This is a genomic window from Lelliottia nimipressuralis, from assembly GCF_004115925.1.
Taxonomy (GTDB): domain Bacteria; phylum Pseudomonadota; class Gammaproteobacteria; order Enterobacterales; family Enterobacteriaceae; genus Enterobacter; species Enterobacter nimipressuralis.
This window is the reverse complement of the sequence record NZ_SDDX01000008.1, coordinates 86,087-112,851: the sequence shown is the minus strand read 5'-3', so window position 1 is coordinate 112,851 and position 26,765 is coordinate 86,087. Positions and strand designations below refer to the sequence as shown.

The following is a 26,765-nucleotide window of genomic DNA, read 5'->3' as shown; positions in this document are numbered from 1 at the left end:
CTTCGGATTAACCGGCGTTCGCTTTCACGATGTCGTCAATCAGCTTGTTGACCGGATCAAGGCTGATTTCACGGGCGTTGCTTTCATAGGCCGGATGATTTCGGACCTGATTCGCCAGCATCTGACCTTCGCGGTCAGCGGTATCTACCGTTACCAGGGTTGACAGACCGATACGCAGCGGGTGATCCGTCAGCTGTTTCGCGTCCAGTTCAATACGAACCGGCAGACGCTGAACCACTTTGATCCAGTTACCGGTAGCGTTCTGCGCAGGCAGCAGGGAGAAGGCGCTGCCGGTACCCATATCCAGACCGACCACTTTACCGGTGTACTTCACGTCGTCGCCGTAAATATCACTGACGATAGTCGCGGTCTGGCCGATACGCATGTGGGCCAGCTGCGTCTCTTTGAAGTTGGCATCTACCCACAGATTGTTCGCCGGCACCACCGCCATCAGCGGCGTCGTGGTGCTAATCTGTGCGCCAGGCTGAACGGAACGACGGGAGACGTAACCGGTCATCGGGCTGACAATTTTAGTACGTTGCAGGGCAAGCCAGGCGTTACGCACTTCGGTTGCCGCCTGTTTAACGGCAGGCTGCTCTTCAAGATGGGTACCCAGAATCATCGCCTGGTTGGCGTTGTACTGCTGGATTGCCACGTCAAGCTGCGCCTGCGCGCTGGCCACGGCGTCACGCGCGTGTTGCAGCTCTTCACGGCCAATCAGGTTGGCGGTGCCGAGTGGTACACGACGATTCAGGTCGCTCTGCGCCTGCGCCAGGGCGGTTTTCTGCACGTCGATGCTCGCCTGCAACTGCTTGCTGTTGATCATCGACTGACGGGTTTGACGCACGCTTGAGGCCAGCTGCGTCTGCGCTTTTTCAAACGCCTGCTGTGCATCGGTCGGATCGAGCGTGACCAGCACATCTCCTTTTTGCACAAAGTCGGTATTGTCAGCCCAGACTTTCGTCACGCTGCCCGACACCTGCGCCATAATCTGAACCTGGTTCCCTGCCACGTATGCGTCATCGGTCTCTTCAATATGACGCAGTACTAAAAACCAATAGATCCCATATGCCACGGCAATAATAATAAAGAGCAAAGTCAGCAGCAGAAGGGCGCTTTTGCGTTTGCCTTTCTTAGTGTTGACCGGTTGCTGCGGGGGAGTGTTCTCCGCATTTGCGCTCATTGTAGTTCTCCACGATCTTCTTATTTTCACATCGGCTGGGCCGACCTGTTGTCAGAAAGGCCAGCAGTGTAACGTGCTGGCCTATCAGTATTTCTTATGTAATCTGGATGGTTGAGCGTGTCGTCGCGTTAGCTTAGCGCCTCGAGAATGGCGCCCTCTTCGTCCATCTGATCCAGACGGGTGAGGAGCTTGCGAGTGATGTGCTCTAGCTGGTCGCGCTCGGTCGTGCTCAGGGCTGACCAGAGCTGATGCAGACAGTTGTGCTGAGGTGGAAGCACCCCACGCAGGAATTCATGACCTTTATCGGTCAGTTGCAGATGCAGGCAACGGCGATCGTTGTCGCTTTCACGGCGTTCAATCCAGCCGCGTTTTTCCAGCTCATCCGCGATGCGGGTCGCGTTAGTGCGAGAAGAACCCAGGGCGCAACTCAATTCAGAGGGCTGAATGCTGTGATCTTCCTGAGATTCCAGGGTAATTAACGCCATAAACAACGTCTCGTTAATCCCTTGAGCTTTCAGCATTTTATTGCGGTTATCCAGCAGCTTACCCTGCATGTGCATGCAAAGACGGGTTAACAGGATCTCCTGATACGGGAAGTCCTCGTAGCGACTGGCGCGAAATTTAAGCATTTGTTCAATTGGGGTAAACGAACTATCCATTTGGGCATGACCTCATTAATTACAGTCGATATAGTAACGACAGTGACAAATAATGTAAATGAATTATTTGTGCGGTTATATCCGCCAAACTGATATCACTGTCAGAAAGTGCCGGGCGAATCCGTGACCCGGTAAGCACAGAAATGAAAGGGCTATCGCCCACGAAAGACGGGGTCGGGTGATGAGAAACAGCATGAGGTTTCAAACAGAACGGAAATGTCGGCAATCTGATGGGGCCGGGAGCAGCCAGTAGGTCTGAACTATTCATGCGGTATTCTAATATGTCACCCACAGTAAAATTTCTGGGATAAATAATTACGCTCACCTTAACAGAGTGCGGGGCTGCTTAACACCCTAAGAAGCCCCAAACCGATGTAAAGCTTAGATAATGGCTTCCTGAAGGTGATAGCCACGCCACCAGATGAGCAGGTTAACGGCTGCAACAAGGGTACCGACCACGCACACGCCGGTCCAGCCGTAATGCTGCCACGCGGACGCCGAGATCAGGGAGCCTGCCGCACCGCCGATAAAGTAGCTGGTCATGTAACCGGCAGTCAGGCGGTTACGTGCCTCGGGCTTCACGCGATAAATTACCGTCTGGTTAGTGATGTGCACGCCCTGTACGGTCAGGTCGAGGACCAGAATCCCGACAATCAGCGACAGCACCGAGATATGCCCGTACCAGATCGCCGCCCAGGAGAGGAGCAGCATGACCAGCCCGGCGGAGGTTGTCAGATGGGATTTACCTTTATCCGCCAGACCACCGGCAGGGCGAGCGCCCAGCGCACCGGCCGCACCCGCCAGACCAAACAGGCCAATCACCCCTTCGGAATAGTTGAATGGCGGCGAGGCCAGCAGGAAGGCCATGGAGGTCCACAAAATGCTGAAGTTGGCAAAGGTGAAACAGCCCAATAGCGCGCGCGTTCTCAGAAGTTTATCCTGGGTGAACAGGCTGAACACCGAGCCGAGAAGCTGAGGGTAGTTAAGATGGTTCTCCTGCTTCACTTTTGGCAGGCCGCGCCACAGGGCAAAGGCCATCACGACCATCAACACGCTGGCGACCCAGTAGACCGTACGCCAGCCGCCAAGACTTGCCAGCAGCCCGGCAACGGTTCGCGCCAGCAAAATCCCCAGCAGCAGGCCGCTCATGATCGTTCCTACCACTTTGCCGCGCTTTTCTGGCGCCGCGAGCGTGGCGGCCAGCGGCACGAGGATCTGGGCCACGACCGAGAACAATCCGGTCAGCGCCGTACCGAGGATCATCATCCCCAGCGACTGGCTGGAGGCGGTAATTAACATCCCGCCCGCTGCCAGCAGCGTCATGGAGACGATCAGTCTGCGGCGTTCAAACATATCGCCGAGCGGCACGAGGAACAGCAGGCCCGCGGCGTAGCCGAGCTGGGCGGCTGTCACAATAAAACCGGCGGAACTGGCGGAGAGCGAAAAGGCGCGAGCGATGGTGTCGAGCAAAGGTTGCGCATAGTAGTTACTGGCCACCGCAAGGCCGGTAGCCACAGACATGAGCAGAATAAGTGCCGGGCTAAGCCCTTGAGAAGTTTTCGTCATGAGAGTCAGGAATCGTGAGTTAAGTGATTATTTTTTCAGAAACCATCATAACGGATGAATGTGAATGTTGGGGATTTGTTGCGTGGTGGTTTGTGCGGTTTAGGCCAGGGGGGAGTTTGATGCCCTCACTCTAACCCCCTCCCGACGGGAGAGGGTTAGAGTGAGGGAAAAGCGTTACTTCTGCGCTGCCAGCGCCTCGTTCACCCAGCCGTCAAACTGCTGCTGGTGGGCTTTGATCCAGCCGTCAACGTGACCCTGGACATCGGCTTCAGACGATTTGCCTTCATGCATCATCGCATTCTGCGCGTTGATATCAGCCAGCGGCAGTTTCATCACCGAGAACAGCTTCGCCGCCGCCGGGTTTTTCTCAGCCCAGGCTTTGTTCGCGACGATATGCATGGTGTTCACCGGGAAACCGTAGTTCATGCCGTTTGGCAGCTTGGTGTCGATATCTTTCTGCTCACCTGGCAGAGAAGAGAACGGCACCTGCAGCCACACCACGTCTTTACCTGGCTTCAGCACGTCGCTCACCCAGTACGGCGTCCAGGTGTAGTAGATCACCGGTTTACCCTCTTTAAAGCGGGCGATGGTATCTGCCATCATCGCGGAGTAGTTACCGTGGCTCACGTCGACGGTCTTTTCCAGACCGAAGGCTTTGTTCTGGTGGTTAATCACCGCCTCACAGCCCCAGCCCGGCGAGCAGCCCATCATGTCGGCTTTGCCGTCACCGTTGGTGTCGAACAGTTTGGCGATCTTCGGATCTTTAAGCTGCTCAACATTGGTGATGTGGTATTTGTCGGCGGTTTTCTTGTCGACCAAATAGCCCTGCGCAGCGCCGGTCACGAAGGTGCCTTCGCGGTAAAACTTCTTACTCCCGCCGGCAGCGGCATACATATCATCATGCAGCGGCTGCCAGTTCACGGCGGTAAAGGTTGCATCGCCAGAGGCAATCGAGGTGTAGCCGACGTTGTAATCCACTTCGCTCGGCTTATTGACCGTATAACCCAGTTTTTCCAGGGCGCGGCTGACGATCATGGTCTGGAAGGACTCTTCCGAAATGGTGCTCTGTACCGGTTGAACGGTAATGCCTTTACCCGGCAGGTCAGCGGCGAATGCGCTGGTAGAGACAAGGGTGGCAAACGCTGTGGCAAAAAGGATGTTATGTCGCATCGTTGTTCCTTATTTAATGAATGGACGGGTAATCAACCCGACCGGGCCGGTGCTGTACCAGCGACGGTTGCCGCGACTGCGTGAATCGCGACCGACTGCCTGAGTCAGGCGGTCAAGAATAATGGCGAGGATCACGATCCCGACGCCGCCCACGGTGGCCAGTCCCATATCGAGACGACCGATGCCGCGCAGTACCATTTGGCCGAGGCCACCCACGGCAATCATTGAGGCGATCACCACCATCGAGAGGGCGAGCATCAGCGTCTGGTTCACGCCTGCCATAATGGTGGGCATCGCCAGCGGGAGCTGCACTTTAAACAGCATCTGACGCGGGCTGGCACCGAACGAGCGTGACGCTTCGATCAGATCGGCTGGTACCTGGTTAATCCCCAGAATGGTCAGACGGATAATCGGCGGCAGGGCGAAGATAATGGTCACTACCACGCCCGGTACGTTACCGATCCCGAACAGCATCACGATAGGTACCAGATAGACAAACGCCGGCGTGGTCTGCATCGCATCCAGCAGCGGACGAATAATTTTCGCCGCCCTCGGGCTGCGTGCCAGCCATATGCCCATCGGCAAACCGATCACCACGCAGAACAGCAGGGCGGTGAGCACCAGCGCCAGAGTAATCATCGCCTGAGACCATGCACCGATAGCACCAATTAAAATCAGTGAAATGAGCGTGGCGATCCCCATACCTGCACTGCCGAACTGCCACGCAATGAGCGCGAACAGCGCAATGGCAACAGGCGCGGGCATTCCGAGCATCATCTGCTGGAAGCCGTTGAGGATGTAATCCACCGGGACGCGAATGCCCTGGAACACCGGACGGAAGTGGGTCACCACCCAGTCGATGCCTTCGGTCACCCAGCTGTCCAGCGGGATCAGGGTTTTATGGAACGGGTCCATAATATTGAAATGTTCTGGTGCGGGCGCCGGAGCGCTGTTGAGCCAGTCGGCGGTGCTACCGCCGTCAGCGGGCGCAGGCGCAGAAGTTCCCCATGCGTCTGCCGATTGTGCGGCGCTATCTGCCGCTTCTGTGGTTCCCCACGGATTAGATTGATCAGCCATTGTTTGCCCCCTCGCGATCTAAAGCCTGCAGCAACATGCGTTTTGAGATGATGCCGACGTACTGTTGTTCTTCTCCAATGACCGGAACCGCGCAGGGTGCCTGGCCGACATGAGAGAGCAACTCGCTGAGCGGCGTTTCGGCGTCCACGGCAAGCGGAGCGTCGAGTAACGCCGCATCGATTCCCTGGTTTTCGCTAAGCGCTTTTTTCAGAGAGTCGATGGAGACAATGCCTACAAATTTATTACCGCGCTCAATGACATAGCCATATTCGCGGTCTTCGTCCTGCAGCAGTTTCAGCGCCGAGCGCGGGCCAAACCCTGGCGTGCGGCGAATAATGCCATCCAGCGCACGGCGGGAAATATCTTTCGCGCTAAACACCTGACTAATATCCACGCCCCGGAAGAAGGTGCGCACATAATCATTGGCCGGATTATTCAGAATTTCGTCCGGCGTGCCGACCTGCACCACTTCGCCATTTTGCATAATGGCAATGCGATCGCCAATACGCATCGCTTCATCGAGATCGTGGGAAATAAAGACCACGGTTCGCTGATGTTTTGCCTGCAGTTTTACCAGCTCATCCTGCATCTCGGTACGAATTAATGGATCGAGGGCCGAGAAGGCTTCATCCATTAATAAAATATCGGGATTGATGGCTAATGCGCGGGCTAAACCGACGCGCTGACGCATACCGCCAGAAAGTTCATCCGGATAGCCGTGGGCATAATTTTCCAGTCCCACCTGGCGTAATGCATCCAGCGCTTTTTCCTGGCGAATCGCCGCAGGGATTCCCGCTAATTCCATACCGAAAGCGGTATTATCCAGTACCGTCATATGTGGCATTAGCGCGAATGACTGGAAGACCATCGCAATCTTTTTCCTGCGCACCTCACGAAGCTCGGCGTCAGATATTCTGGCGATATCAACGCCATCAATCAGCACCTGTCCGCGGGTGGGTTCAATCAGGCGATTGAGAAGGCGAACCATAGTGGATTTACCCGAACCGGATAACCCCATGATGACGAAAATCTCGCCTTCTTCAATTGCCAGACTGGCGTCTTTAACGCCAAGGGATAATCCTGTCTTCTCCAGGATTTGTTCTTTTGAAAGTCCTTTTTCAATATATTTGAACGCGCGCTGTGGATGCTCGCCAAATACTTTATAGAGATTTTTAACTTCTAATTTAATTGCCATGCAATAGAGTAATTCCCGTTATTTATTAGCGTCGATATCAATACCATTAAAAATAATGAACTGGCCATACCCTAACATACTGAGAATCTGAGACAACCCTTGTGCCGCGTGTGGCACGAATTTTGCCGGTGGTGAAATGGCTGAATTTCCCATGAGGTAAGGGCTGAGCGGGTGTCGAATTTTTCTGAGATTTTTGCCGCGCGGTCGGGGAATTTCTTCTGGATCGGAATGATTCAGGAGAATATGACGCTGGAATTACAGTATAGATTACAGGGAATATTTGTGGGGAGAAAATGGGATTTATATTAAATTAACGAGCGTTAGGTCTGGCGATTTGACGATCCCCTCTCCCGAAAGGGAGAGGGTTAAAATGAAGGGGAAAATACCGCGTTAAAAATCCCAGTCCTCATCCTCCGTTTCCACCGCTTTACCCATCACGTAGGATGAGCCGGACCCGGAGAAGAAGTCGTGGTTTTCGTCGGCATTCGGCGAGAGCGCCGCCAGAATCGCCGGATTCACCTCCGCCATCTCCGGCGGGAACAGCGCCTCATAGCCGAGATTCATCAGCGCCTTGTTGGCGTTGTAGCAGAGGAACGCTTTGACATCCTCCTCCCAGCCGGTTCCCGCATACAGCTCTTCCGTGTAACTCAGCTCGTTGTCATAAAGATCCATCAGCAAATCCAGCGCAAAACCTTTCAGCTCCTCGCGTTTTGCGTCGCTAATCTTCTCCAGCCCTTTCTGATATTTATAGCCGATGTAATACCCGTGAACCGCTTCGTCGCGGATGATTAGGCGAATCAAATCGGCGGTGTTGGTCAGCTTGCCGCGACTCGACCAGTACATCGGCAGCCAGAAGCCGGAATAGAAGAGGAAAGATTCCAGGAACACGCTGGCGATTTTCTTCTTCAGCGGCTCATCGGCCTGGTAATACTCCAGCACCAGCTGGGCTTTGCGCTGGAGCGGGGCGCTTTCTTCGCTCCAGGTATAGGCCGCATCCACATCTTTGGTCTGGCACAGCGTCGAGAAAATCGAGCTGTAGGAACGGGCGTGGACCGCCTCCATAAAGCTGATATTCGACATCACCGCCTCTTCGTGAGGCGTCAGTGAATCCGCCATCAGCGCCGGGGCGCCGACGGTGTTCTGAATAGTGTCCAGCAGCGTCAGCCCGGTAAACACGCGGATGGTCAGCTGCTGTTCGGCGTGGCTGAGGGTGGCCCACGCTGGAATATCGTTGGAGAGCGGCACTTTTTCCGGCAGCCAGAAGTTGCTGGTCAGGCGGTTCCACACCTCCAGATCTTTATCGTCCTGAATTTTGTTCCAGTTAACGGCGCTTACGCGTGACAGTTTCATCCTTTCTCCTTACAGCGCGCAGGACACGCAGCCTTCAATTTCGGTGCCTTCCAGCGCAAGCTGACGCAGGCGAATGTAGTACAGGGTTTTGATGCCTTTCTTCCAGGCGTAAATCTGCGCCTTGTTGATATCGCGCGTGGTGGCGGTATCGGGGAAGAACAACGTCAGCGACAGCCCCTGATCCACATGGCGGGTCGCCTCGGCGTAAGTATCAATAATCTTCTCCGGGCCGATTTCATAGGCATCCTGATAGAGCGCCAGGTTCTCGTTGGTCATAAACGGCGCGGGATAGTAGACGCGTCCGGTTTTGCCTTCCTTGCGGATCTCAATCTTTGAGACGATAGGGTGAATGCTCGACGTCGCGTGGTTGATATAGGAAATCGAGCCGGTTGGCGGCACCGCCTGCAGATTCTGGTTGTAGATGCCGTACTGCATGACATCGGCGCGCAGCTGCTGCCACATCTCGCGCGTCGGAATCGGGACTCCGGCCCGGGCGAACAACGCCCGCACTTTCTCGGTTTTCGGCTGCCAGTCACTTTCCAGATACTGATTAAAATACTCTCCGCTGGCGTAGCGCGACTGCTCAAACCCGGCGAAGCGCTGGTTACGCTCGCGGGCCAGCATCATTGAGGTATGCAGGGCATGCCAGGTGATGGTGTAGAAATAGAAATTGGTGAAATCCAGCCCTTCGGCACTGCCGTAAGGAATGCCTTCGCGCGCCAGATAGCCGTGCAAATTCATCTGCCCCAGCCCGATGGCGTGAGACGCGGCATTCCCGGCTTCGATCGACGGCACGCTGCGGATGTGGCTCATGTCAGATACCGCCGTCAGGCCACGAATCGCGGTTTCCACAGTGCGGCCAAAATTCGGGGAATCCATGGTGTGGGCAATATTCAGTGAGCCAAGGTTGCAGGAGATATCTTTGCCTGTTTCGGCGTAATCCAGATTCTCGTCGTAAGTCGACGCGCTGTTGACCTGCAAAATCTCCGAGCACAGATTACTCATGTTGATGCGCCCGGCAATCGGGTTAGCGCGGTTCACCGTATCTTCATACATGATGTACGGGTAGCCGGACTCGAACTGGATCTCGGCCAGAGTCTGGAAGAAGTCGCGGGCATTAATGGTTTTTTTGCGAATGCGATCGTCAGCGACCAGTTCGTCGTACAGCTCGCTTATGGCCACATCGCCAAACGGCTTGCCGTAGATGCGCTCAATGTCATATGGCGAGAAGAGGGCCATCTCGGCATTCTCTTTCGCCAGCTGGAAGGTGATATCCGGGATCACCACCCCGAGGGACAGCGTTTTGATGCGGATTTTTTCGTCGGCGTTTTCGCGTTTGGTATCGAGAAACCGCAGGATGTCCGGATGATGGGCGTGGAGATACACCGCGCCCGCGCCCTGACGCGCACCCAGCTGGTTAGCGTAGGAAAACGCATCTTCCAGCATTTTCATCACCGGGATCACGCCAGAAGACTGGTTTTCGATGCGCTTAATCGGCGCGCCGGACTCCCGCAGATTCGACAGCAGAAACGCAACGCCGCCCCCGCGTTTGGAGAGCTGCAGGGCTGAGTTCACCGCCCGGCCAATCGACTCCATATTGTCTTCGATGCGCAGCAGGAAGCAGGAGACCAGCTCACCGCGCTGGGCTTTCCCGCAGTTGAGGAATGTCGGCGTGGCGGGCTGGAAGCGGCCCGAGAGGATCTCGTCCGTCAGCTGTTGTGCCAGCGCTTCATCGCCCTGCGCGAGCGTTAGGGCCACCATACAGACGCGATCTTCAAAACTTTCCAGATAGCGTTTGCCATCGAAGGTTTTGAGCGTGTAGCTGGTGTAATACTTCCAGGCGCCGAGGAACGTCTGGAAACGGAAACCGCTGGCGTGGGCGCGTTCAAACAGTTTCACCACAAAGTCGCGATCGTAGCGCGTCAGCACTCGCGCTTCGTAATAACCTTCGTTGACCAGATAGTCGAGGCGCGCCTGCTGGCTGGCAAAAGAGAGCGTGTTCGGGCGGACGTGGGCGGCAAAAAAGGCCTCCACCGCCTCGTGGTCTTTGCCAAACTGAATATTCCCCTCGCGATCGTAGAGGTTCAGCATAGCGTTCAGGGCATGGTAATCCGTTGAGCCTTGCACTACGCGTTCTGCGGTTGTCGTTGCCAAAATTCGTTCACTCCTTTACGCACGTTCTCTACGTCCTGCTGTGTCCCCATCAGTTCAAAACGATAGAGATACGGCACGCCGCACTTTTGAGAGATAACATCCCCGGCACGGCAGAACGCGTCGCCAAAATTGCGATTGCCTGCGGCGATCACACCGCGAATCAGCGCCCGGTTGTGGGGATCATTAAGAAAGCGGATTGCCTGACGGGGCACCGCGCCCGCCGTTCCACCGCCGCCATAGCTGGGGACCACCAGAATATAAGGTTCGTCTACCTGAATGCGCTCGCGCTCGTTGAGCGGAATACGCACGGCGGGCAGCCCGAGACGCTCGATAAAGCGCAGCGTATTTTCCGAGCTGCTGGAGAAGTAGACGAGCAGGCTCATGCGCTGACGGCCTGCGTTTGCAGGCGATTAATCATGTCCGGGCGAAAGCCTGACCAGCTGGTTTCCCCGGCGATCACCACCGGAAGCTGACGAAATCCTTGCGCGCGCAGGGCGTCTGCCGCATCGGGCTGCAAGTCCACATTCACCATCTCAAACGCGACGCCACGGTTTTCCATTGCACGTTTCGTGGCGTGGCACTGAACACAGTCGTTACGAGTGTAAATAGTAATGCTCATGATTCGTATTTCCATTTAGAATGAAGGAGCGGCGCGAATGAGCGCGTCGGGTTGTGTGTGTCTTGTTAGAGGGAATACTAGATGTAGTTGATGTAAGTTTCAACCATACAAGATATGGGATTTATCAATTGATTTTGCCTTGATGATGAGCGATGCGAGGAGGGGCAGGCTGCACACGGCTTCTGGCGTTTTTTTGACCGTAAAAATAAAAACCCCCGATCGCAGAGGCGAACGAGGGTCAGCAAATGACGCGTTTTAAGGTTATTTACGCAGCGTCAGCAAGGCACCGATAAAAATCCCTACTGCGGCAACGGTCCCCACAGCGTACAACGGTTTTTCACGGATAAAGGTATTGGCACAGCCAATCGCATCGCAGGCGGCCTGCGTGGTGCGTGAGCGGCCATGCATCCGGGCGCGGGTTTCACGCAGCAGAGACTGAGCCTTACGTCTGGCGACATCCGCCTCATCCTTTGCATCAGAGCCCCAGGATTTCAATACATCCTCCAGTGTGTCGGCTAATTGGCTGACATCGTTACGAATATCCTGAGCGTCGTCATTAATATCGTTTCGGTTCGGTCTGTTAAACATACGATCCTCCATAATTTTGCGTTCACACACAGTTTAGTCCAGGTTTTTAATATCTGAAGCGAGTCACGACTTATCGTGGCCTTTATGGATTTATCTGAAAGCGTTGCCAACGATGATTATTGTAAGGTTGGCCCGCAGGAAAAGATAACGAGGATAAAATATGTATTTACGACCCGATGAGGTGGCGCGCGTTCTTGAAAAAGCGGGTTTCATCATGGATGCAGTGACTCAAAAAACATACGGATATCGCCGTGGCGATAATTATGTCTATGTTAACCGCGAAGCCCGAATGGGACGCACTGCGCTGATTATTCACCCCACCCTAAAAGACCGTAGTTTGTCGTTTGCTGAACCTGCCACGGATATCAAAACCTGCGATCATTATCAGGAATTTCCGCTGTATTTAGCCGGAGAACGGCAGCAGCATTACGGTATTCCGCATGGTTTTAGCTCCCGCATGGCGCTGGAGCGATTTCTGACAGGTCTGTTTGGCGAACCGCAATAAACACGCGACTGGCAGCGGCCAGTCGCAGCACTTTACGCCTGGGACTGATGATACTGGCTGACTTTAAACAGGCGACGACAGTAGTCCAGGAAGTAGCCATAGGCCGCACCCATCAACATCGACACCACAATATTCGAGCTGACGGCAGCCGCAATCTGATGCCAGTCTGCGCCGACGGTCAGCAAAATCGCCACATATACCGGTGACTGGAAGGTGACGTAAGCCAGCACGTCTGCCAGGTTTTTGAGCCAGCCCGACGGGCTAACACGGCGCGCCAGGCGCATGACGGCGTCACGGTAAAAACCATACGGCCATGCAATAAGAATGTTGACCGGAATGGCCACCAGTCTGGAAGAAAGGGACTGCTCAAAAGACATTCCGGAGAGGAATATCTCGATCAGCATGTTCACTACGGAACAGTAGACGACCATCGCGAAAGTGTCTGCAACTGCATGGCGCAGGCGAGACTGCGGTGAGAACATGTCCGAACTCCTTGAGAAGAACACAAAACAGAGATTTTACCTGCAGCGCATGGTGCTTTAGGTTGGTTTGTTGAACGTGTATAGAGTATCTCTCTGCTTTGAAAGTCACAATGAGTGAAAAATATTTATTTAATGGCCTTTTGTCCACGAAATGCTCTAAAACATCCCGCATTTTCTCTTAGGCGGTGCTTTCTGTTTTTATCTTGTAAATATGCTTGTAAATCAATTAATTGAGTGAATGCGAGCAATAAGATGTATTCGCGAAAATTATCGTCTCAGCAGACTCAACTTCCGAACGGGTAAAAACGTGGCGACGTATTATTAATGTTCTATTTTCGCCTGTTTTGTGGTGAATTGTTCTGATCGGTTTCTTGTTTAGTTATGCTTAACAGTTGAGTGATTATTCAGCATTGCGCGAAAGAGGGGCAGCGTTTGCTCAAAAACGTGCTCATAAAAAATAGAAAGTGTGAGCTAAACAAAAGCAATATTGAATGGAATGCAAATAAAGGTAAGGATAATTAATTAAATATTGTTGAATATCCTTAATAAAAGTCTGGGAGGAATCTCGCTGGATATTCAAAGTAAAGTGGATTACCATATTGAACTATTGCTCATTGAATCAACTCATAAAAGGTCTTCAGTAATATGTCTTCAATGTTACAAAATCTTAATAATATCCGTACCCTTCGCGCAATGGCGCGCGAGTTTTCTGTTGATGTGCTTGAAGAAATGCTGGAAAAATTCCGCATTGTTACGGAAGAAAAACGTAATGAGCAAGATGAAATGCAGAGTCAGCAGGCTGAACAGCAGCAGAAAATTAATGCTCTGTTAGAGCTGATGAAAGCTGACGGTATTTCTCCAGAAGATCTGCTGGGTAAAGACGTTCTGAAAGGTGCCAGCCAGCCGCAAAAACGTCAGGCGCGTGAAGCGAAGTACCGTTTCACTGACGCAAACGGCGAAGTGAAAACCTGGACCGGCCAGGGCCGTACGCCTAAGCCAATCGCCACTGCGCTGGCAAATGGCCAGTCACTGGATGATTTCTTAATCTAAGTGATTTCACATCAGGGCGGTATCTCACCGCCCTGAGCTTTCAGCAGACGCCGAAATCGCCGTCTTCTTTATACAACGCCACATCCGCCGCCTTCAGCGTAAACTTCTCTCCCTGCTCATTGCTCGCCTGCACGGCAACAATTTGATCGTCATGCACTTCAACGACTTTCAGCTTTGGCCCGCCCATACGTGGCTGCACAACATCCCCAACAGTAAACATAATGTCCTCCTCGTTTTGGTATTTCTTACCTTAGCCCACGTCATCAGCCGGGTACAGGTGTAACGCGTGAATACTCCTTAATCGTTAGTCTAAGTGATTGTAAAAAGGGTAAAGGAGCGTAAAAGCAGGCTTAAGGAATGGCACGACACGGTAAACTCGCTACGCTTAACGTTAAAACTTTTTTTAACAATGTTCTTTTTTTAGCTTGAATGGAGAAAGTATGGGTTTCTGGCGTATCGTTATTACTATTCTGATCCCGCCACTGGGTGTTCTGCTCGGTAAAGGTTTCGGCTGGGCGTTTATTTTGAATATCATTCTGACGCTGCTGGGTTACATCCCGGGGCTTATTCACGCCTTCTGGGTGCAGAGCCGCGATTAAAAACGCGCGTTAATCACGCCACAGTAAATCGCTATATATCCCGGTCAGTACCCCCTGAGGCCCAAACTGCTGTTTGATCCAGCGGGTCACCTGGCCGGTCGCGGCATGCTGCGTGGCCAGCAGCATGCGCGAGTCCTGGCGCGGATTGTTAATGCGTCGCGTCACCAGTAATCCATCTTCTACCGCTTCGCGCGCCATATGTTCCGGTAAAAATCCAATTCCCTCGCCCAAAATCTGACACTGACATTTGGTGTTAAAGTCTGGCACCAGAATCGCCTCCTGTCCGTGCAGCAACCAGCCCACTTTTTTATTGATCGTATGCGCCGTGTCTTCGACCATGATATTGGGATAGAGGCGCAGCTGGCTCTCGGCAATCGGCTCCGGGGAAAACGCCAGCGGATGCTGGGGAGAGATAGCAAAAACCCAGCGAATCGCGCCGATTTCCGTGTAATCAATCCCGCCGCCGTCAAGCAGCGTATCCGGCGCGCCAATCGCAATATTGGCCTGATTATTAATGATCGAATCCCACACGCCGTTATACACCTCGGTGGTGACGGTGATCTGGCAGGTGGGGAACTGTTTTTTTAAGACCTGCAACAGCCGGGCGGTATGACGCGGTGTGTATAACAGCTGGTTGATACAGATCCGCACCCGCGCTTCGATACCCTGTGAAATGGTATCAATCCCGCGTTTGATGGCGTGGAAGTCATTCAGTAAATCCGTCGCTTTACGGTAAAAGTAAAACCCGGACTCCGTCAGCTCGATACTGCGTGTATTGCGCACAAACAACACCACGTCCAGCCCCGTCTCCATCCGTTTGATGGTGTAGCTGATGGCGGAAGTGGTCACGCCCAGCTCTTCGGCCGCTTTGCTAAAACTGCCGAAGCGTGCGGCGGCGGTAAAGGCCAGCAGGTTCTCTTCGGTAAATATCGAATTCATGGCGCAGCCCCTCACATAAGCCCCAGCGGTATTGTTGAATCTATTTGTAATCGCCCGTAACGGCAATCAGTTTTGAACAATATTTAACACTGCAGTTACATCTCATTTGAGCACTATCACACTTCTGCTATTTTGTTTCAGGCCGCGCCAGGCAAGGCGTGTAGAGACATAAGCAGAATGCGCTTTTACGGCGAAAAAGGGCGTCAACGATAAGAAAAACATTGCACCGACGCACGTTTTGGCCCGACTGTTGATTTCTATTCAATAATCCCTGTCCTTACGATGAATGAAATTTAAGCGGATTCTTTTATCACGGGGCTGTTGCTATTCTCAGGTCATCAGAAATGAAAACATCGGAGTCTGAATATGTCTGCAAATGAACTCGTTACTGAATTTCTGCTGGCGGCAGAGCAGGGCAATCTGGATGCACTCAAAGCCTGTCTGGAAAAAGGGGTGGACATCAATGCCACCAATCGCCAGAAAAGAACCGCCATTATTATTGCCAGCCTGAAAAAGCATTATCCTTGCGTTGAATTCCTTATTTCCGCCGGTGCGGATATCGATAAACAGGACCAGACCTGTTTTAACCCGTTCTTAATTAGCTGCCTGACGAATGACCTTACCTTGCTGCGCATCGTCCTGCCGGCCAATCCGGATCTCGATCGCCTGTCACGCTTTGGCGGCGTGGGGATTACCCCTGCGAGCGAAAAAGGCCACGTGGAGATTGTCCGCGAGTTGCTGGCGCATACGGATATCAACGTTAACCACACCAACTTTGTCGGCTGGACGCCCTTGCTGGAAGCCATCGTCCTCAACGACGGCGGGGCGAAACAGCAGGAGATCGTCAAATTACTCCTCGACCACGGCGCCAATCCGCACATGACCGACAAATACGGGAAAACCCCGCTCGAACTGGCGCGCGAAAAAGGCTATCACGCGATTGCTGAACTGCTGTTAGCCGCCGGCGCGTAATGTATTCGGCAAGCCGTTTCGGGCTTGCCTGACCTGAATTTTTTCACGTTTACCATCATGCCTTAATCATGATGGCGGCCCCCTTTTGCCCGCATTCGGGAGGAAAACATGCCCACCAAAATCGTTATTAAAAAGAATACCTATTTTGATTCTGTCTCGCTGATGTCGGTCTCGACCAAAGCCAATAAATTGCCCGGTGTGGAACAGGCGTTTGTGGCGATGGCGACTGAAATGAATAAAGGCGTATTAAAAAACCTGGGATTATTAACGCCGGAATTGCAGGACGCTAAAAACGGCGACCTGATGATTGTGATTAAAGGCGAGGCCGCCAGTGACGAAACGCTGGCGGCCATCGAAGCCTTATTTACCCGTAAAGAGAGCGGCGGCGCGCACGAAGCCCGTTTCGCTACCCTCGCCAGCGCCAAAACGCATCGCCCCGACAGTAACCTGGCAGTGATCTCCGTTAACGGCCTTTTCGCCGCCCGCGAAGCACGCCAGGCTCTGGAAAACGATCTCAACGTGATGCTCTTCTCCGACAACGTCAGCCTCGACGACGAGCTGGCCCTCAAGCAGCTGGCGCACCAGAAAGGTCTGCTGATGATGGGACCCGACTGCGGAACCGCCATTATCAACGGCGCAGCACTGTGCTTTGGCAACGCGGTACGTCGCGGGCCGATTGGCATCGTCGGCGCGTCGGGGACCGGCAGCCAGGAGTTGAGCGCGCGTATTCATGAGTTTGGCGGCGGAATTTCACAGCTGATCGGCACCGGCGGGCGCGATTTGAGCGAAAAGATCGGCGGCCTGATGATGCTCGACGCCATCGACATGCTGGAAGCCGATGAAGCCACTGAAGTGATCGCGCTCATCTCCAAACCGCCTGCGCCGAAGGTGGCCGAAAACGTGCTGGCCCGCGCCCGCGCCTGCCGCAAACCGGTCGTTGTTTGTTTCCTCGGTCGCAACGAACCGCCAGCCGATGAAGAGGGTTTACAGTTCACGCGCGGCACCAAAGAGGCGGCCCTGAAAGCGGTCCTGCTCACGGGCATCAAAAAAGAGTCTCTCGATCTCCACCCGCTCAACTGGCCATTAATTGAAGAGGTGCGCGCGCGCCTCACGCCACAGCAAAAGTACATTCGCGGTCTGTTCTGCGGCGGCACCCTGTGTGACGAAGCGATGTTCGCGGCGCTGGAAAAATTCGACGACGTCTACAGCAACATCCAGCCGGACCCGACCAAACGTCTGGCGGATCTCAACGTCAGCCAGGCCCACACCTTCCTCGATTTTGGTGACGATGATTTCACCAACGGCAAACCGCACCCGATGATCGATCCGACCAACCGCATCAGCCGCCTGTTGCAGGAGGCGCGCGACCCGGAAGTGGGCGTCATCGTGATGGATTTCGTGCTCGGTTTCGGCTCTCACGAGGATCCGGTCGGCGTGATGATCGACGCCATCAAAGAGGCGCAGGCCATCGCCAAAGCGGACAACCGCCCGCTGGAGATCCTCGGCTACGTGCTGGGCACCGACCTGGATACTCCGTCCCTGGCGCAGCAGTGCCAGCTGCTGACACACGCAGGTGTGATCTGGGCGAGCAGCAGCACTAACACCGGATTACTGGCGCGTGAATTTGTCTGCAAAGGAGAGAAAGCCTGATGAAAACCTTATTTAACCAGCCGTTGAACGTCATTAACGTAGGCATCGCCCTGTTCAGCGACGATCTGAAAAAACAGCACGTCCCGGTCACGCAGCTCGACTGGACGCCGCCGGGGCAGGGCAATCTGCAGGTGGTCGAGGCGCTGGATCAACTGGCGCAGCCGACACTTGCCGGGAAAATTGCCGCCGCCAACAAAGTGGCATTGGAGCGGATTATTCAGTCCCATCCGGTGCTGGTGGGCTTCGACCAGGCCATCAACGTGGTGCCTGGCATGACCCCTACGACCATTCTGCACGCCGGGCCACCGGTGGCGTGGGAAAACATGTGCGGCGCGATGCGCGGTGCGGTGACGGGGGCGCTGGTGTTTGAAGGGCTGGCTGATTCTCTGAGCGACGCCGAACGCCTGGCGGCTTCCGGGAAAATTACGTTCTCGCCGTGCCACGAACACGACTGCGTCGGCTCAATGGCGGGTGTCACGTCGGCGTCGATGTTTATGCACATCGTCGAGAACAAAACCTACGGTAACCGCGCGTTCACCAACCTCAGTGAGCAGATGGCAAAAATCCTGCGCATGGGGGCCAACGATCAGAGCGTGATCGACCGTCTGAACTGGATGCGCGACGTGCTCGGCCCGATGCTGCGCGATGCGATGAAAATCATCGGCGAAATCGATCTGCGCTTAATGCTGGCCCAGGCGCTACACATGGGCGACGAGTGCCACAACCGCAATAACGCGGGCACTACGCTGCTGATCCAGGCCCTGACGCCGGGGCTGATTCAGGCCGGTTATCCGGTAGAGCAGCAGCGTCAGGTGTTCGAGTTCGTGGCGAGCAGCGACTACTTCTCCGGCCCGACGTGGATGGCAATGTGCAAAGCCGCGCTGGATGCCGCGCACGGTATCGAATTCAGCACCGTCGTCACCACCATGGCGCGCAACGGCTATGAATTCGGCCTGCGCATTTCCGGCCTGCCGGGGCAGTGGTTTACCGGCCCGGCGCAGCAGGTGATCGGCCCGATGTTTGCCGGTTACAAGCCGGAGGACTCCGGTCTGGATATCGGCGACAGCGCCATCACCGAAACCTACGGCATCGGCGGGTTCGCGATGGCGACGGCTCCGGCGATTGTCGCGCTGGTGGGCGGTACGGTGGATGAAGCCATCGACTTCTCGCGCCAGATGCGCGAAATCACCCTCGGCGAAAACCCGAACGTCACCATTCCGCTGCTCTCGTTTATGGGCATTCCAACGGCGATTGATATCACTAAAGTTGCCGCCAGCGGCATCCTGCCGGTGATCAACACCGCCATTGCCCACAAAGACGCCGGGATCGGCATGATTGGGGCGGGCATCGTTCACCCGCCATTTAGCTGTTTTGAAAAGGCGCTGTTGACCTTCCGCGATCGCTACTTTTTATAAGGCAAGCATCCATGAAAAGCATGAAACTGGAGTGGAAAAGAGGTGACTGGGCGGCCTATTTCGGCCTGATGACCAACAACCTGACCAATTTGCTGACCATGATGGGGCTGCTCATTTTTGTCGTCGGCATCCCGAAAGAGATTGTTTATGGACGTATCGCGCCAGCCTTCGGGCTGGCGGTGCTGGTCGCCAGCATTTGCTACGCGTGGTTTGGCCTGCAGATGCAGCGCCAGACCGGGCGCACGGATGTGACGGCTCTGCCCTCTGGCCCAAGTGCGCCGTCCATTTTCACGGTGACGTTCCTGGTGCTGATGCCGGTTTACCAGCAGACCGGCGACGCGGATTTCGCCATCCAGATTGGTCTGGTGTGGTGCTTTGTTGAAGCGATGATTCTGGCGGGCGGCTCATTTTTAGGTGAAACCATCCGCAAGATGATCCCGCGCACTGTGCTGCTGTCGTGCCTGTCCGGTTTAGGTCTGCTGCTGCTGGCGATGAACCCAATGCTGCAGGCGTTCGAAGCGCCGACGGTCTCCTTCATCGTGCTGCTGCTGATCTTCATCAACTGGTTCGGCAAAAAACCGATCTTCGCCCGCATCCCGACCGGTCTGTTGTTGTTGATCGCCGGGACGGCGCTGGCGTGGATCTCCGGTCTGCAAAGCCCGGAAGCGATCAAAGCGTCCATGTCATCGTTCGGCTTTAACCCGCCGGAAGTCCACGTTGACAGTTTCATGCAAGGCCTGCCGCACGCTCTGCCGTATCTGGCCTCGGCGGTTCCACTGGGGCTGGCGAACTATATCTTTGACCTCGAAAACATCGAAAGCGCCCACGCGGCGGGGGACGAATACCCGACCCGCAAGGTGATGCTGGCGAACGGTCTGGCCTCCATGCTCGGCTGTCTGATGGGCAACCCGTTCCCGGTGACGGTCTACGTCGGTCACGCGGGCTGGAAAGCGATGGGCGCAAGCATTGGCTACACCCTGGCATCGGGCGTCACCATGTTCATCGTACCGCTGTTCGGGCTGGGGGCGTTTATGCTCGCCATCATTCCGATGACCGCCATTGTGCCGATTCTGGTGTTTATCGGCGTCGTCACCGCCAACCAGGTGGTGAGGGAAACGCCCAAAGTGGAGGTGCCCGTCATCTTTATCTGTCTGTTCCCGTGGATCGCCAACTGGGCGCTGACCATGATGAACAGCGTGATGGGCGCGGCGGGAACCAATGCGGCGAAAATCGGCACCGACGTGCTGCACAGCAAAGGCATCTACTACGAAGGGCTGGTGCATCTGGGCAATGGCGCACCGCTCGCCAGCATGCTCTGGGGTTGTATCGCGATCTTCGCCATCATCAATAAACCCCTGCGCGGAGCGATTGCCGCGGCGGTGGGGGCGCTGCTGGCACTGTTCGGCGTGATTCACGCGCCGGTGGTGGGATTTGCCGAAGGCAGTTCGCTGATGTTTGTGACGGCGTACCTGATGATGAGCGGGATGTTCGTGGTGAAACATGTGCTGGACAGCCGCGAAGTCGCGCGGTCGGTCGCGCCGGTTTCTGAGTCCTGATAATGCCTGATCCCTCACCCTTATCCTCTTCCAGAGGGAAAAGGGCCGGGTGAGGGGGCCAGACCGCACCCATAAAGGAAACACAATGAAAGAACTCATGGTCGTCGCCATCGGTGGTAACAGCATTATCAAAGATAACGCCAGTCAGTCGATAGAGCATCAGGCGCAGGCGGTCAAAGCGGTGGCGGAGTCGGTATTAGAGATGCTCGCCTCCGACTACGACATCGTCCTCACCCACGGCAACGGCCCGCAGGTGGGGCTTGATCTCAGGCGTGCAGAGATTGCCCACGAGCGCGAAGGGCTGCCCCTGACGCCGCTCGCCAACTGCGTGGCCGACACGCAGGGCGGGATCGGCTATCTGATCCAGCAGGCGCTGAACAACCGTCTCGCGGCGCGCGGGGAGCAAAAGGCGGTGACAGTGGTCACCCAGGTGGAAGTGGATCAACACGATCCCGGCTTTACTCATCCGACTAAACCTATCGGTGCCTTCTTCAGTGAAGCCCAGCGCGATGAGCTGCAGCTCGCCCATCCGGACTGGCACTTTGTCGAGGATTCCGGGCGCGGCTATCGTCGCGTGGTCGCCTCGCCGCAGCCGGTGCGCATCGTTGAAGCCGACGCCATCAAAGCGCTGACGCAAAAAGGCTTTGTGGTGATCGGCGCCGGTGGCGGCGGGATTCCGGTGATCCGCACTCAAGAGGGGGATTATCAGAGCGTCGACGCGGTGATTGATAAAGATCTCTCCACCGCGCTGCTGGCACGCGAAATCGCCGCCGATGTACTGGTGATCACCACCGGCGTTGAGAAGGTGTGCATCAACTTTGGCAAGCCGAACCAGCAGGCGCTGGATACCGTGAGCGTGGCGCAAATGACGTGCTACATGGAAGAGGGTCATTTCCCGGCGGGCAGTATGTTGCCGAAAATAGTCGCCAGTCTGGCGTTCCTGAAACAGGGCGGCAAACGGGTCATCATTACCTCGCCAGACTGCCTGCCTGCGGCGCTGCGCGGTGAGACCGGCACTCACATTGTGAATGCGTAAAAGAGCACTAAAAGGAAGATACGATGAAAGAGAATAAAAGCCGCCGTGAGTTTATCAGCCAGAGCGGCAAAATGGTCACTGCCTGTGCGCTGTTTGGCGCGACCGGCTCCGTCGCGTATGCTGCTGAGACAGCGAAGAACACCTGCGAGACGGGCAAAACGATGAACATCACCGCGAAACATTACTACCTCGACAACGTGCTGCTGGAGGCCGGATTTAACGTCGACGGCGATGTGGCAACCAGCACCCGTACCGAGCTTAAAACCCTGGAGATCCAGGACGGCAAAATCGTCGCCCTGCGTGACAACAAAAGCCATGCCGACAGCGCGCTGCCCCATTACGATGCGGGAGGCAAGCTGATGCTCCCGGCGATGCGCGACATGCACATCCATCTGGACAAGACTTTCTACGGTGGGCCGTGGCGCTCGCTGAATCGCCCGGCGGGCACCACCATTCAGGACATGATCCGCCTCGAACAAAAATTGCTGCCCGAGCTGCAACCTTATACGCAAGAACGTGCGGAAAAGCTGATCGACCTGATTCAGTCCAAAGGCTCGACCATCGCCCGCAGCCACTGCAATATCGAACCGACCTCCGGCCTGAAGAATCTGGAAAACCTGCAGGCAGTGCTGGCGCGGCGTAAGCCCGGTTTTGACTGCGAAATTGTTGCGTTCCCGCAGCATGGGCTGCTGCTGTCAAAATGTGAACCGCTGATGCGTGAAGCGATGCAGGCCGGGGCGCACTACGTCGGCGGGCTGGACCCGACTAACGTCGACGGCGCGATGGAAAAATCTCTCGATACCATGTTCCAGATCGCGCTGGATTACGACAAAGGGGTGGATATCCACCTGCACGAGACCAGCCCCGCAGGCGTAGCTGCGGTGAATTATATGGTGGAGACGGTCGAGAAAACCCCAGCGTTAAAGGGAAAGCTGACCATCAGCCACGGCTTTGCGCTGGCGACGCTTAACGAACAGCAAGTGGATGCCCTCGCCACGCGCATGGCGGCGCAGCAAATCACCGTCGCCTCGACCGTGCCGATTGGCACCTTACACATGCCGCTCAAACAGTTGCGCGACAAAGGCGTATTTGTGATGACGGGCACCGACAGCGTGATCGACCACTGGTCGCCGTACGGTCTGGGAGACATGCTGGAAAAAGCGAACCTGTATGCACAGCTCTACATCCGTCCGAACGAGCAAACGCTGTCCCGCGCGCTGGGCATTGCGACTGGCAACGTACTGCCACTGAACGACAAAGGCGAACGCGTGTGGCCGAAAGCGCAGGATGCCGCGAGTTTTGTGCTGGTGGACGCCTCCTGCTCGGCAGAAGCCGTTGCGCGCATTTCGCCACGAACCGCGACGTTCCATAACGGGAACCTGGTGTGGGGCACCGTGAGCTAACAGTGCGCCGGGTGACGGTTACGCCTTACCCGGCCAACAAAACCTAAACCCTGCGATATACTGCTACGCATATTCACCAAGAGGGATCTGCGATGGCACAAAATATTTACGACAATCCGGCGTTTTTCGAGGGCTACGCCCAGCTTCCGCGCTCGGTGCAGGGGCTGGACGGCGCACCGGAATGGCCGACGCTCAAATCCATGTTGCCCGATCTGACCGGTAAAACGGTCATCGATCTGGGCTGCGGTTACGGCTGGTTCTGCCGCAGCGCACGTGAACTCGGCGCGGCGCAGGTGACGGGCGTCGATATCTCCGAGAAAATGCTCGCCCGTGCCGCCGAGCTTACCGCCGATCCCGCCATCACGTATCAACGCCGCGATCTCGAGGATGTGAAACTGGAAGACAACAGTCTTGATCTGGTTTACAGCTCGCTTGCGCTGCACTATCTGCCGGAACTCGATACACTTTTTCGCCACGTTCAGCGCGCGCTCAAACCCGGCGGCAGCCTGGTCTTTTCGATGGAGCATCCGATCTACACCTGCGCTTCGCGCCAGGGCTGGCTGACGGATGACAACGGCGAGCGGTTCTGGGGAGTGAATCAGTATCAGCAGGAGGGACAGCGCGTCAGCAACTGGCTGGCGGACGGCGTGATCAAATATCACCGCACGCTTGGCACGACGCTGAATGCGCTGATTCACGCAGGTTTAAGCCTTCGCGAAGTCAACGAGTGGGGGCCAACGCAGGCGCAGATTGACGCCTGGCCCGCGCTGGCCGAAGAAGCGGAGCGACCAATGCTGGTGTTGATCGCCGCCGTTAAGCCTCAGTAACCGACTTTATAGACCCGGCCACTCTGCACGCCTTCCACGCTGCGGCGATAGGCCAGCGCGACGGTGGCGGCAGGCACGCTTTCAAAGCCGGGGAAGAATCCATCGTAGGCTTCGGCGGATTCGGTCAGCACCGTCGGGCTAACCAGGTTGATACGAATGCCGCGCGGCAGTTCGCAGGCCGCAGCGCGCACAAACCCTTCCAGCGCCGCATTCACGGTGGTGGCGTTCACCCCCTGGGCAATCGGCTCGTGGGCGACAATCCCGCTGATCAGGGTAATGGACCCGCCTTCGTTCAGGTAGTGCTGTCCGGTAAGCGCCAGGCGCACTTGCCCCAGCAGCTTGTCCTGCAAACCCTGGTTGAAATCGCTGTCTTTCATGGTCGCCAGAGGGCCAAAGTGCAGCCCGCCGCTGGCCGAGACGATCGCATCCACCGGGCCGATTTTTTCGAACAGGGCCTGCACGCTCTCCTGCGAGGTAATATCCACCTGCTCATCACCCTGCGTGCGGCCAACGCGAATGACCTCATGTTTACGGCTGAGCTCTTCTGTCACGGCGCGGCCAACCGTACCGCTGGCACCAATAATGACGATTTTCATAGCAGACTCCTTCATGTTGTGAGCCTCCATTCTTTAATAAAACAAAATTCGGATAAACTGGGCTAAAGTTAGAGCATTACTAACCAGGGGTTTGCAATATGGATAAGCTTCGCGGCATGGAGACTTTTATCGCCGTGGTCGAAAGCGGCAGTTTTACGCTGGCGGCGAGTCGGCTGGAGATGTCGGCGGTGATGGTTGGAAAGTACATTGCCCTGCTGGAGACGCAGCTTGGCACGCGTCTGCTGGAGCGCAACACGCGCCGCCAGAGCGTGACGGACGCCGGGCGGGTGTTTTACGACGAAGCGAAACGGGTGCTGGAGCAGGTGTCGATTGCCGAAAGCGCCGTGGAACGTCTGCGTGCAGCCCCGGCTGGCACGCTGCGCATCAGCGCGCCGACCTCCTTTGGCGGGTGTGTCATCGCGCCGCTCACGGCGACCTTTCTTCAGGCGTGGCCGGAGGTGCGCGTCGAGCTGGATCTGACTAACCGGATGGTGGATATGGTCAACGAGGGTTTCGATCTGGCGATCCGTATCGGTGATATTCGTAACGACGATCTGGTCGCGAAATATCTCTGTCCGTACCGGATGGTGATCTGCGCGGCGCCGGACTATCTGGCGCGCCACGGCACGCCGCAAACGCCTGCCGATCTGGTCGATCATCTGTGCCTGTCGCATACGGTCTGGACCGCGCGCAACGAGTGGCGGCTGCCGGGTGTGGAAGGGGAGGTGCGCTGGAAGCGCGATGCGATCCTGCGCTGTAACGACGGATATGGATTGCGCACGGCGGCGGTGGCCGGGGCAGGTTTGTTATTACAACCGGAAGTGCTGGTGGCCGACGAGCTGGCGAGTGGGCGGTTGATCCGCGTGCTGGCGCCTTTCACGCCGCAGCCGAGACCGGTGCACCTTCTCTGGCGCCAGGATTTACGCCCGTTGCCGAAACTGACGCAGTTTATTGCACACCTTGTTCAGCATGTGTCGACAATAGCCCCTCTCCCGTAGAGAGGGGCAGGGCAGAATTAGAAACGATACCCGACGCCGACGTTCCAGCCATTAATTGAGTGGCTGCCGTCGATATCGGCATTCGTCCCTTCGTAACCGACGTTAACGGCCAGTTCCTCGGTTGGGTTAAATTGCACTCCCGCGCCGTAAGCAAAAGAGGTCGATTTTTCAGAGAGGCTGTCTTTTTGCGTATAGCCGTCGCCCGCGTTCACCCATTTGGTATCCACATCGGCTTTGGTATGTGCCACCCCGCCCAGCGCATATAACGAAACATATTCATTAATGCGATAAGCCGGACCGGCCATCAGGGAATAATATTTCACGTCGATATGATTTTTGACGGAATCAGAATCGACATAATATTTCTGGTCGTCATCGCCGCTCATATAGGTGAAAGAACCGATGACGCTGAGCGGGGAGTCCCATTCGTAGCGATATTGCGCGTTAACACCGCGAATATTTTTAAAGTTCTCAACTTTGCTCTGCGCATAGCCAAGAGAAACCGTGTGGTTATCCGCCAGAGCTGCGCCGCTGGCAAGGCTTGCCGCCACGAATACCGCCAGAGATATTTTTTTCATTTTCCGTAATCCTTGTGCCGTTATTTTATTGTGGGTCACGCCGGTGTCATCCGGCAAAAATGTCATGGAAAATCCATGGCAAATGAAACGGTTAAAATTGTTGGTTTTTTTGGCAGGCGATGAAATGGGGATTAATCCTAAAGCCCGGAATATTCCTGGTGTATCCCTCCCCTATATTGGTAGGGGAGGGCGTTATTTTAATTAGGGCGCAATCCGCTGGGGCTTTTATTTCGTTAATTACATTTTCCGGTCGGAGCTTTTAAGGGGCCACATTGACCAAAATCGAGTAGCACATAGCCTTTTTCCATCATGCAATTCTCAAGATGGGCGATTCGCTTGTCGTGCTGTGCCATCGTTTCGCCTCCGACAAGCTGATTACGGTTAAATGGCTGCGTGTCAGGATCAATTTTTTTGTCTAAACCACAGGCGTAAAGATCCTGTTTGCGCTGCGCCGTATTGGTATGTCCGAGCGTGCCTTTTTTCTGGATGGTCTGGACATAGGGGACGTACTGATAATTGGTCGAATCCAGATCGGCAACAACGCATCCGGTTAAGTAAAGAGGACAAAGTAAAAGTAAGCCGCGACGTAATGTCATTG

28 protein-coding genes are annotated in these 26,765 nt (G+C 55.4%); 11 read left to right on the top strand and 17 right to left on the bottom strand.

What is annotated here, in order from left to right:
* Positions 1 to 7: 7 nt before the first annotated feature.
* The 11 genes from emrA to ETG88_RS06825 all read right to left on the bottom strand — a co-directional run bounded on the left by emrA (position 8) and on the right by ETG88_RS06825 (position 11,561).
* Positions 8 to 1,183 carry a multidrug efflux MFS transporter periplasmic adaptor subunit EmrA gene (gene emrA / locus ETG88_RS06875; RefSeq protein WP_100779187.1) on the bottom strand — a complete coding sequence of 392 codons (1,176 nt, stop codon included), beginning with the start codon at positions 1,181 to 1,183 and terminating at the stop codon, positions 8 to 10.
* Positions 1,184 to 1,311: 128 nt separating this feature from the next.
* A complete protein-coding gene (gene mprA / locus ETG88_RS06870; protein ID WP_100779188.1) occupies positions 1,312 to 1,842 on the bottom strand; it encodes a transcriptional repressor MprA in 531 nt (176 codons plus the stop codon).
* A 381-nt stretch (positions 1,843 to 2,223) separates the two neighbouring features.
* Positions 2,224 to 3,408 carry an MFS transporter gene (locus ETG88_RS06865; protein WP_100779189.1) on the bottom strand — a complete coding sequence of 395 codons (1,185 nt, stop codon included), beginning with the start codon at positions 3,406 to 3,408 and terminating at the stop codon, positions 2,224 to 2,226.
* A gap of 174 nt (positions 3,409 to 3,582) precedes the next feature.
* The gene (gene proX / locus ETG88_RS06860; protein WP_129035024.1) at positions 3,583 to 4,578 is read right to left on the bottom strand and encodes a glycine betaine/L-proline ABC transporter substrate-binding protein ProX; all 996 of its coding nucleotides are present in this window, start codon (positions 4,576 to 4,578) and stop codon (positions 3,583 to 3,585) included.
* A gap of 9 nt (positions 4,579 to 4,587) precedes the next feature.
* On the bottom strand, positions 4,588 to 5,655 hold the full coding sequence (gene proW / locus ETG88_RS06855; protein WP_100779191.1) for a glycine betaine/L-proline ABC transporter permease ProW: 1,068 nt from the start codon (positions 5,653 to 5,655) through the stop codon (positions 4,588 to 4,590).
* Positions 5,648 to 6,850, bottom strand: a complete 1,203-nt coding sequence (proV, locus tag ETG88_RS06850) for a glycine betaine/L-proline ABC transporter ATP-binding protein ProV (RefSeq protein WP_102105411.1) — start codon at positions 6,848 to 6,850, stop codon at positions 5,648 to 5,650. Before proV ends, proW begins: the two co-directional genes overlap by 8 nt.
* 390 nt (positions 6,851 to 7,240) lie before the next feature.
* Complete coding sequence (gene nrdF / locus ETG88_RS06845; RefSeq protein ID WP_107702972.1) at positions 7,241 to 8,200, bottom strand: class 1b ribonucleoside-diphosphate reductase subunit beta; 960 nt, start codon at positions 8,198 to 8,200, stop codon at positions 7,241 to 7,243.
* Positions 8,201 to 8,209: 9 nt separating this feature from the next.
* Positions 8,210 to 10,354: a class 1b ribonucleoside-diphosphate reductase subunit alpha gene (gene nrdE / locus ETG88_RS06840; protein ID WP_100779194.1), complete on the bottom strand. Its 2,145-nt coding sequence runs from the start codon at positions 10,352 to 10,354 to the stop codon at positions 8,210 to 8,212.
* A complete protein-coding gene (gene nrdI, locus ETG88_RS06835) occupies positions 10,327 to 10,737 on the bottom strand; it encodes a class Ib ribonucleoside-diphosphate reductase assembly flavoprotein NrdI (RefSeq protein WP_100779195.1) in 411 nt (136 codons plus the stop codon). The genes nrdE and nrdI overlap by 28 nt, the downstream gene beginning before the upstream one ends.
* Positions 10,734 to 10,973: a glutaredoxin-like protein NrdH gene (gene nrdH / locus ETG88_RS06830; protein WP_100779196.1), complete on the bottom strand. Its 240-nt coding sequence runs from the start codon at positions 10,971 to 10,973 to the stop codon at positions 10,734 to 10,736. Before nrdH ends, nrdI begins: the two co-directional genes overlap by 4 nt.
* A 261-nt stretch (positions 10,974 to 11,234) precedes the next feature.
* Entirely contained in the window at positions 11,235 to 11,561 is a 327-nt protein-coding gene (locus ETG88_RS06825; protein WP_100779197.1) for an ElaB/YgaM/YqjD family protein, read from the bottom strand.
* A gap of 160 nt (positions 11,562 to 11,721) precedes the next feature.
* Here ETG88_RS06825 and ETG88_RS06820 point away from each other — a divergent pair, with 160 nt between their 5' ends.
* Positions 11,722 to 12,066, top strand: a complete 345-nt coding sequence (locus ETG88_RS06820) for a DUF2002 family protein (protein WP_129035023.1) — start codon at positions 11,722 to 11,724, stop codon at positions 12,064 to 12,066.
* A 32-nt stretch (positions 12,067 to 12,098) separates the two neighbouring features.
* Here the strand turns inward: ETG88_RS06820 and alaE are convergent, their stop codons facing one another.
* Positions 12,099 to 12,548, bottom strand: a complete 450-nt coding sequence (alaE, locus tag ETG88_RS06815; RefSeq protein WP_102105408.1) for an L-alanine exporter AlaE — start codon at positions 12,546 to 12,548, stop codon at positions 12,099 to 12,101.
* A gap of 645 nt (positions 12,549 to 13,193) precedes the next feature.
* Between alaE and stpA the strand changes: the two genes are divergently transcribed.
* The gene (gene stpA, locus ETG88_RS06810; RefSeq protein WP_100779200.1) at positions 13,194 to 13,598 is read left to right on the top strand and encodes a DNA-binding protein StpA; all 405 of its coding nucleotides are present in this window, start codon (positions 13,194 to 13,196) and stop codon (positions 13,596 to 13,598) included.
* 40 nt (positions 13,599 to 13,638) lie between these two features.
* Here the strand turns inward: stpA and ETG88_RS06805 are convergent, their stop codons facing one another.
* The gene (locus ETG88_RS06805; protein WP_100779201.1) at positions 13,639 to 13,818 is read right to left on the bottom strand and encodes a YodC family protein; all 180 of its coding nucleotides are present in this window, start codon (positions 13,816 to 13,818) and stop codon (positions 13,639 to 13,641) included.
* A 220-nt stretch (positions 13,819 to 14,038) separates the two neighbouring features.
* Here ETG88_RS06805 and ETG88_RS06800 point away from each other — a divergent pair, with 220 nt between their 5' ends.
* Positions 14,039 to 14,197, top strand: coding sequence for a YqaE/Pmp3 family membrane protein (locus ETG88_RS06800; protein ID WP_100779202.1), 159 nt, complete (start codon positions 14,039 to 14,041; stop codon positions 14,195 to 14,197).
* Between the two features lie 9 nt (positions 14,198 to 14,206).
* On the opposite strand, the gene ETG88_RS06795 is transcribed toward ETG88_RS06800, so the two are convergent.
* On the bottom strand, positions 14,207 to 15,136 hold the full coding sequence (locus ETG88_RS06795) for a LysR substrate-binding domain-containing protein (RefSeq protein ID WP_100779203.1): 930 nt from the start codon (positions 15,134 to 15,136) through the stop codon (positions 14,207 to 14,209).
* A gap of 366 nt (positions 15,137 to 15,502) precedes the next feature.
* Here ETG88_RS06795 and ETG88_RS06790 point away from each other — a divergent pair, with 366 nt between their 5' ends.
* From ETG88_RS06790 to ETG88_RS06760, 7 genes are all read left to right on the top strand, one after another.
* A complete protein-coding gene (locus tag ETG88_RS06790) occupies positions 15,503 to 16,108 on the top strand; it encodes an ankyrin repeat domain-containing protein (RefSeq protein WP_100779204.1) in 606 nt (201 codons plus the stop codon).
* 108 nt (positions 16,109 to 16,216) lie between these two features.
* Positions 16,217 to 17,758, top strand: coding sequence for an acyl-CoA synthetase FdrA (gene fdrA / locus ETG88_RS06785; protein WP_129035022.1), 1,542 nt, complete (start codon positions 16,217 to 16,219; stop codon positions 17,756 to 17,758).
* Positions 17,758 to 19,173, top strand: a complete 1,416-nt coding sequence (locus ETG88_RS06780) for a YlbE family protein (protein WP_369804808.1) — start codon at positions 17,758 to 17,760, stop codon at positions 19,171 to 19,173. Before fdrA ends, ETG88_RS06780 begins: the two co-directional genes overlap by 1 nt.
* An 11-nt stretch (positions 19,174 to 19,184) precedes the next feature.
* Positions 19,185 to 20,729 (top strand): xanthine permease, encoded by a 1,545-nt coding sequence (locus ETG88_RS06775; protein ID WP_129035021.1) that lies wholly within the window; start codon positions 19,185 to 19,187, stop codon positions 20,727 to 20,729.
* Positions 20,730 to 20,814: 85 nt separating this feature from the next.
* Positions 20,815 to 21,765 (top strand): carbamate kinase family protein, encoded by a 951-nt coding sequence (locus tag ETG88_RS06770; protein WP_102105403.1) that lies wholly within the window; start codon positions 20,815 to 20,817, stop codon positions 21,763 to 21,765.
* A 23-nt stretch (positions 21,766 to 21,788) separates the two neighbouring features.
* Positions 21,789 to 23,168, top strand: a complete 1,380-nt coding sequence (locus ETG88_RS06765) for an amidohydrolase family protein (RefSeq protein WP_107702979.1) — start codon at positions 21,789 to 21,791, stop codon at positions 23,166 to 23,168.
* 92 nt (positions 23,169 to 23,260) lie between these two features.
* Complete coding sequence (locus ETG88_RS06760) at positions 23,261 to 23,995, top strand: class I SAM-dependent methyltransferase (protein WP_129035020.1); 735 nt, start codon at positions 23,261 to 23,263, stop codon at positions 23,993 to 23,995.
* On the opposite strand, the gene ETG88_RS06755 is transcribed toward ETG88_RS06760, so the two are convergent.
* Positions 23,989 to 24,606, bottom strand: coding sequence for a short chain dehydrogenase (locus ETG88_RS06755; RefSeq protein WP_129035019.1), 618 nt, complete (start codon positions 24,604 to 24,606; stop codon positions 23,989 to 23,991). The genes ETG88_RS06760 and ETG88_RS06755 overlap by 7 nt on opposite strands.
* Before the next feature lie 83 nt (positions 24,607 to 24,689).
* Here ETG88_RS06755 and ETG88_RS06750 point away from each other — a divergent pair, with 83 nt between their 5' ends.
* A complete protein-coding gene (locus tag ETG88_RS06750) occupies positions 24,690 to 25,589 on the top strand; it encodes a LysR family transcriptional regulator (protein WP_129035018.1) in 900 nt (299 codons plus the stop codon).
* Between the two features lie 17 nt (positions 25,590 to 25,606).
* Here the strand turns inward: ETG88_RS06750 and ETG88_RS06745 are convergent, their stop codons facing one another.
* On the bottom strand, positions 25,607 to 26,167 hold the full coding sequence (locus tag ETG88_RS06745) for an Ail/Lom family outer membrane beta-barrel protein (RefSeq protein ID WP_129035017.1): 561 nt from the start codon (positions 26,165 to 26,167) through the stop codon (positions 25,607 to 25,609).
* Between the two features lie 233 nt (positions 26,168 to 26,400).
* The gene (locus ETG88_RS06740; RefSeq protein WP_102105397.1) at positions 26,401 to 26,763 is read right to left on the bottom strand and encodes a hypothetical protein; all 363 of its coding nucleotides are present in this window, start codon (positions 26,761 to 26,763) and stop codon (positions 26,401 to 26,403) included.
* Positions 26,764 to 26,765 lie beyond the last annotated feature (2 nt).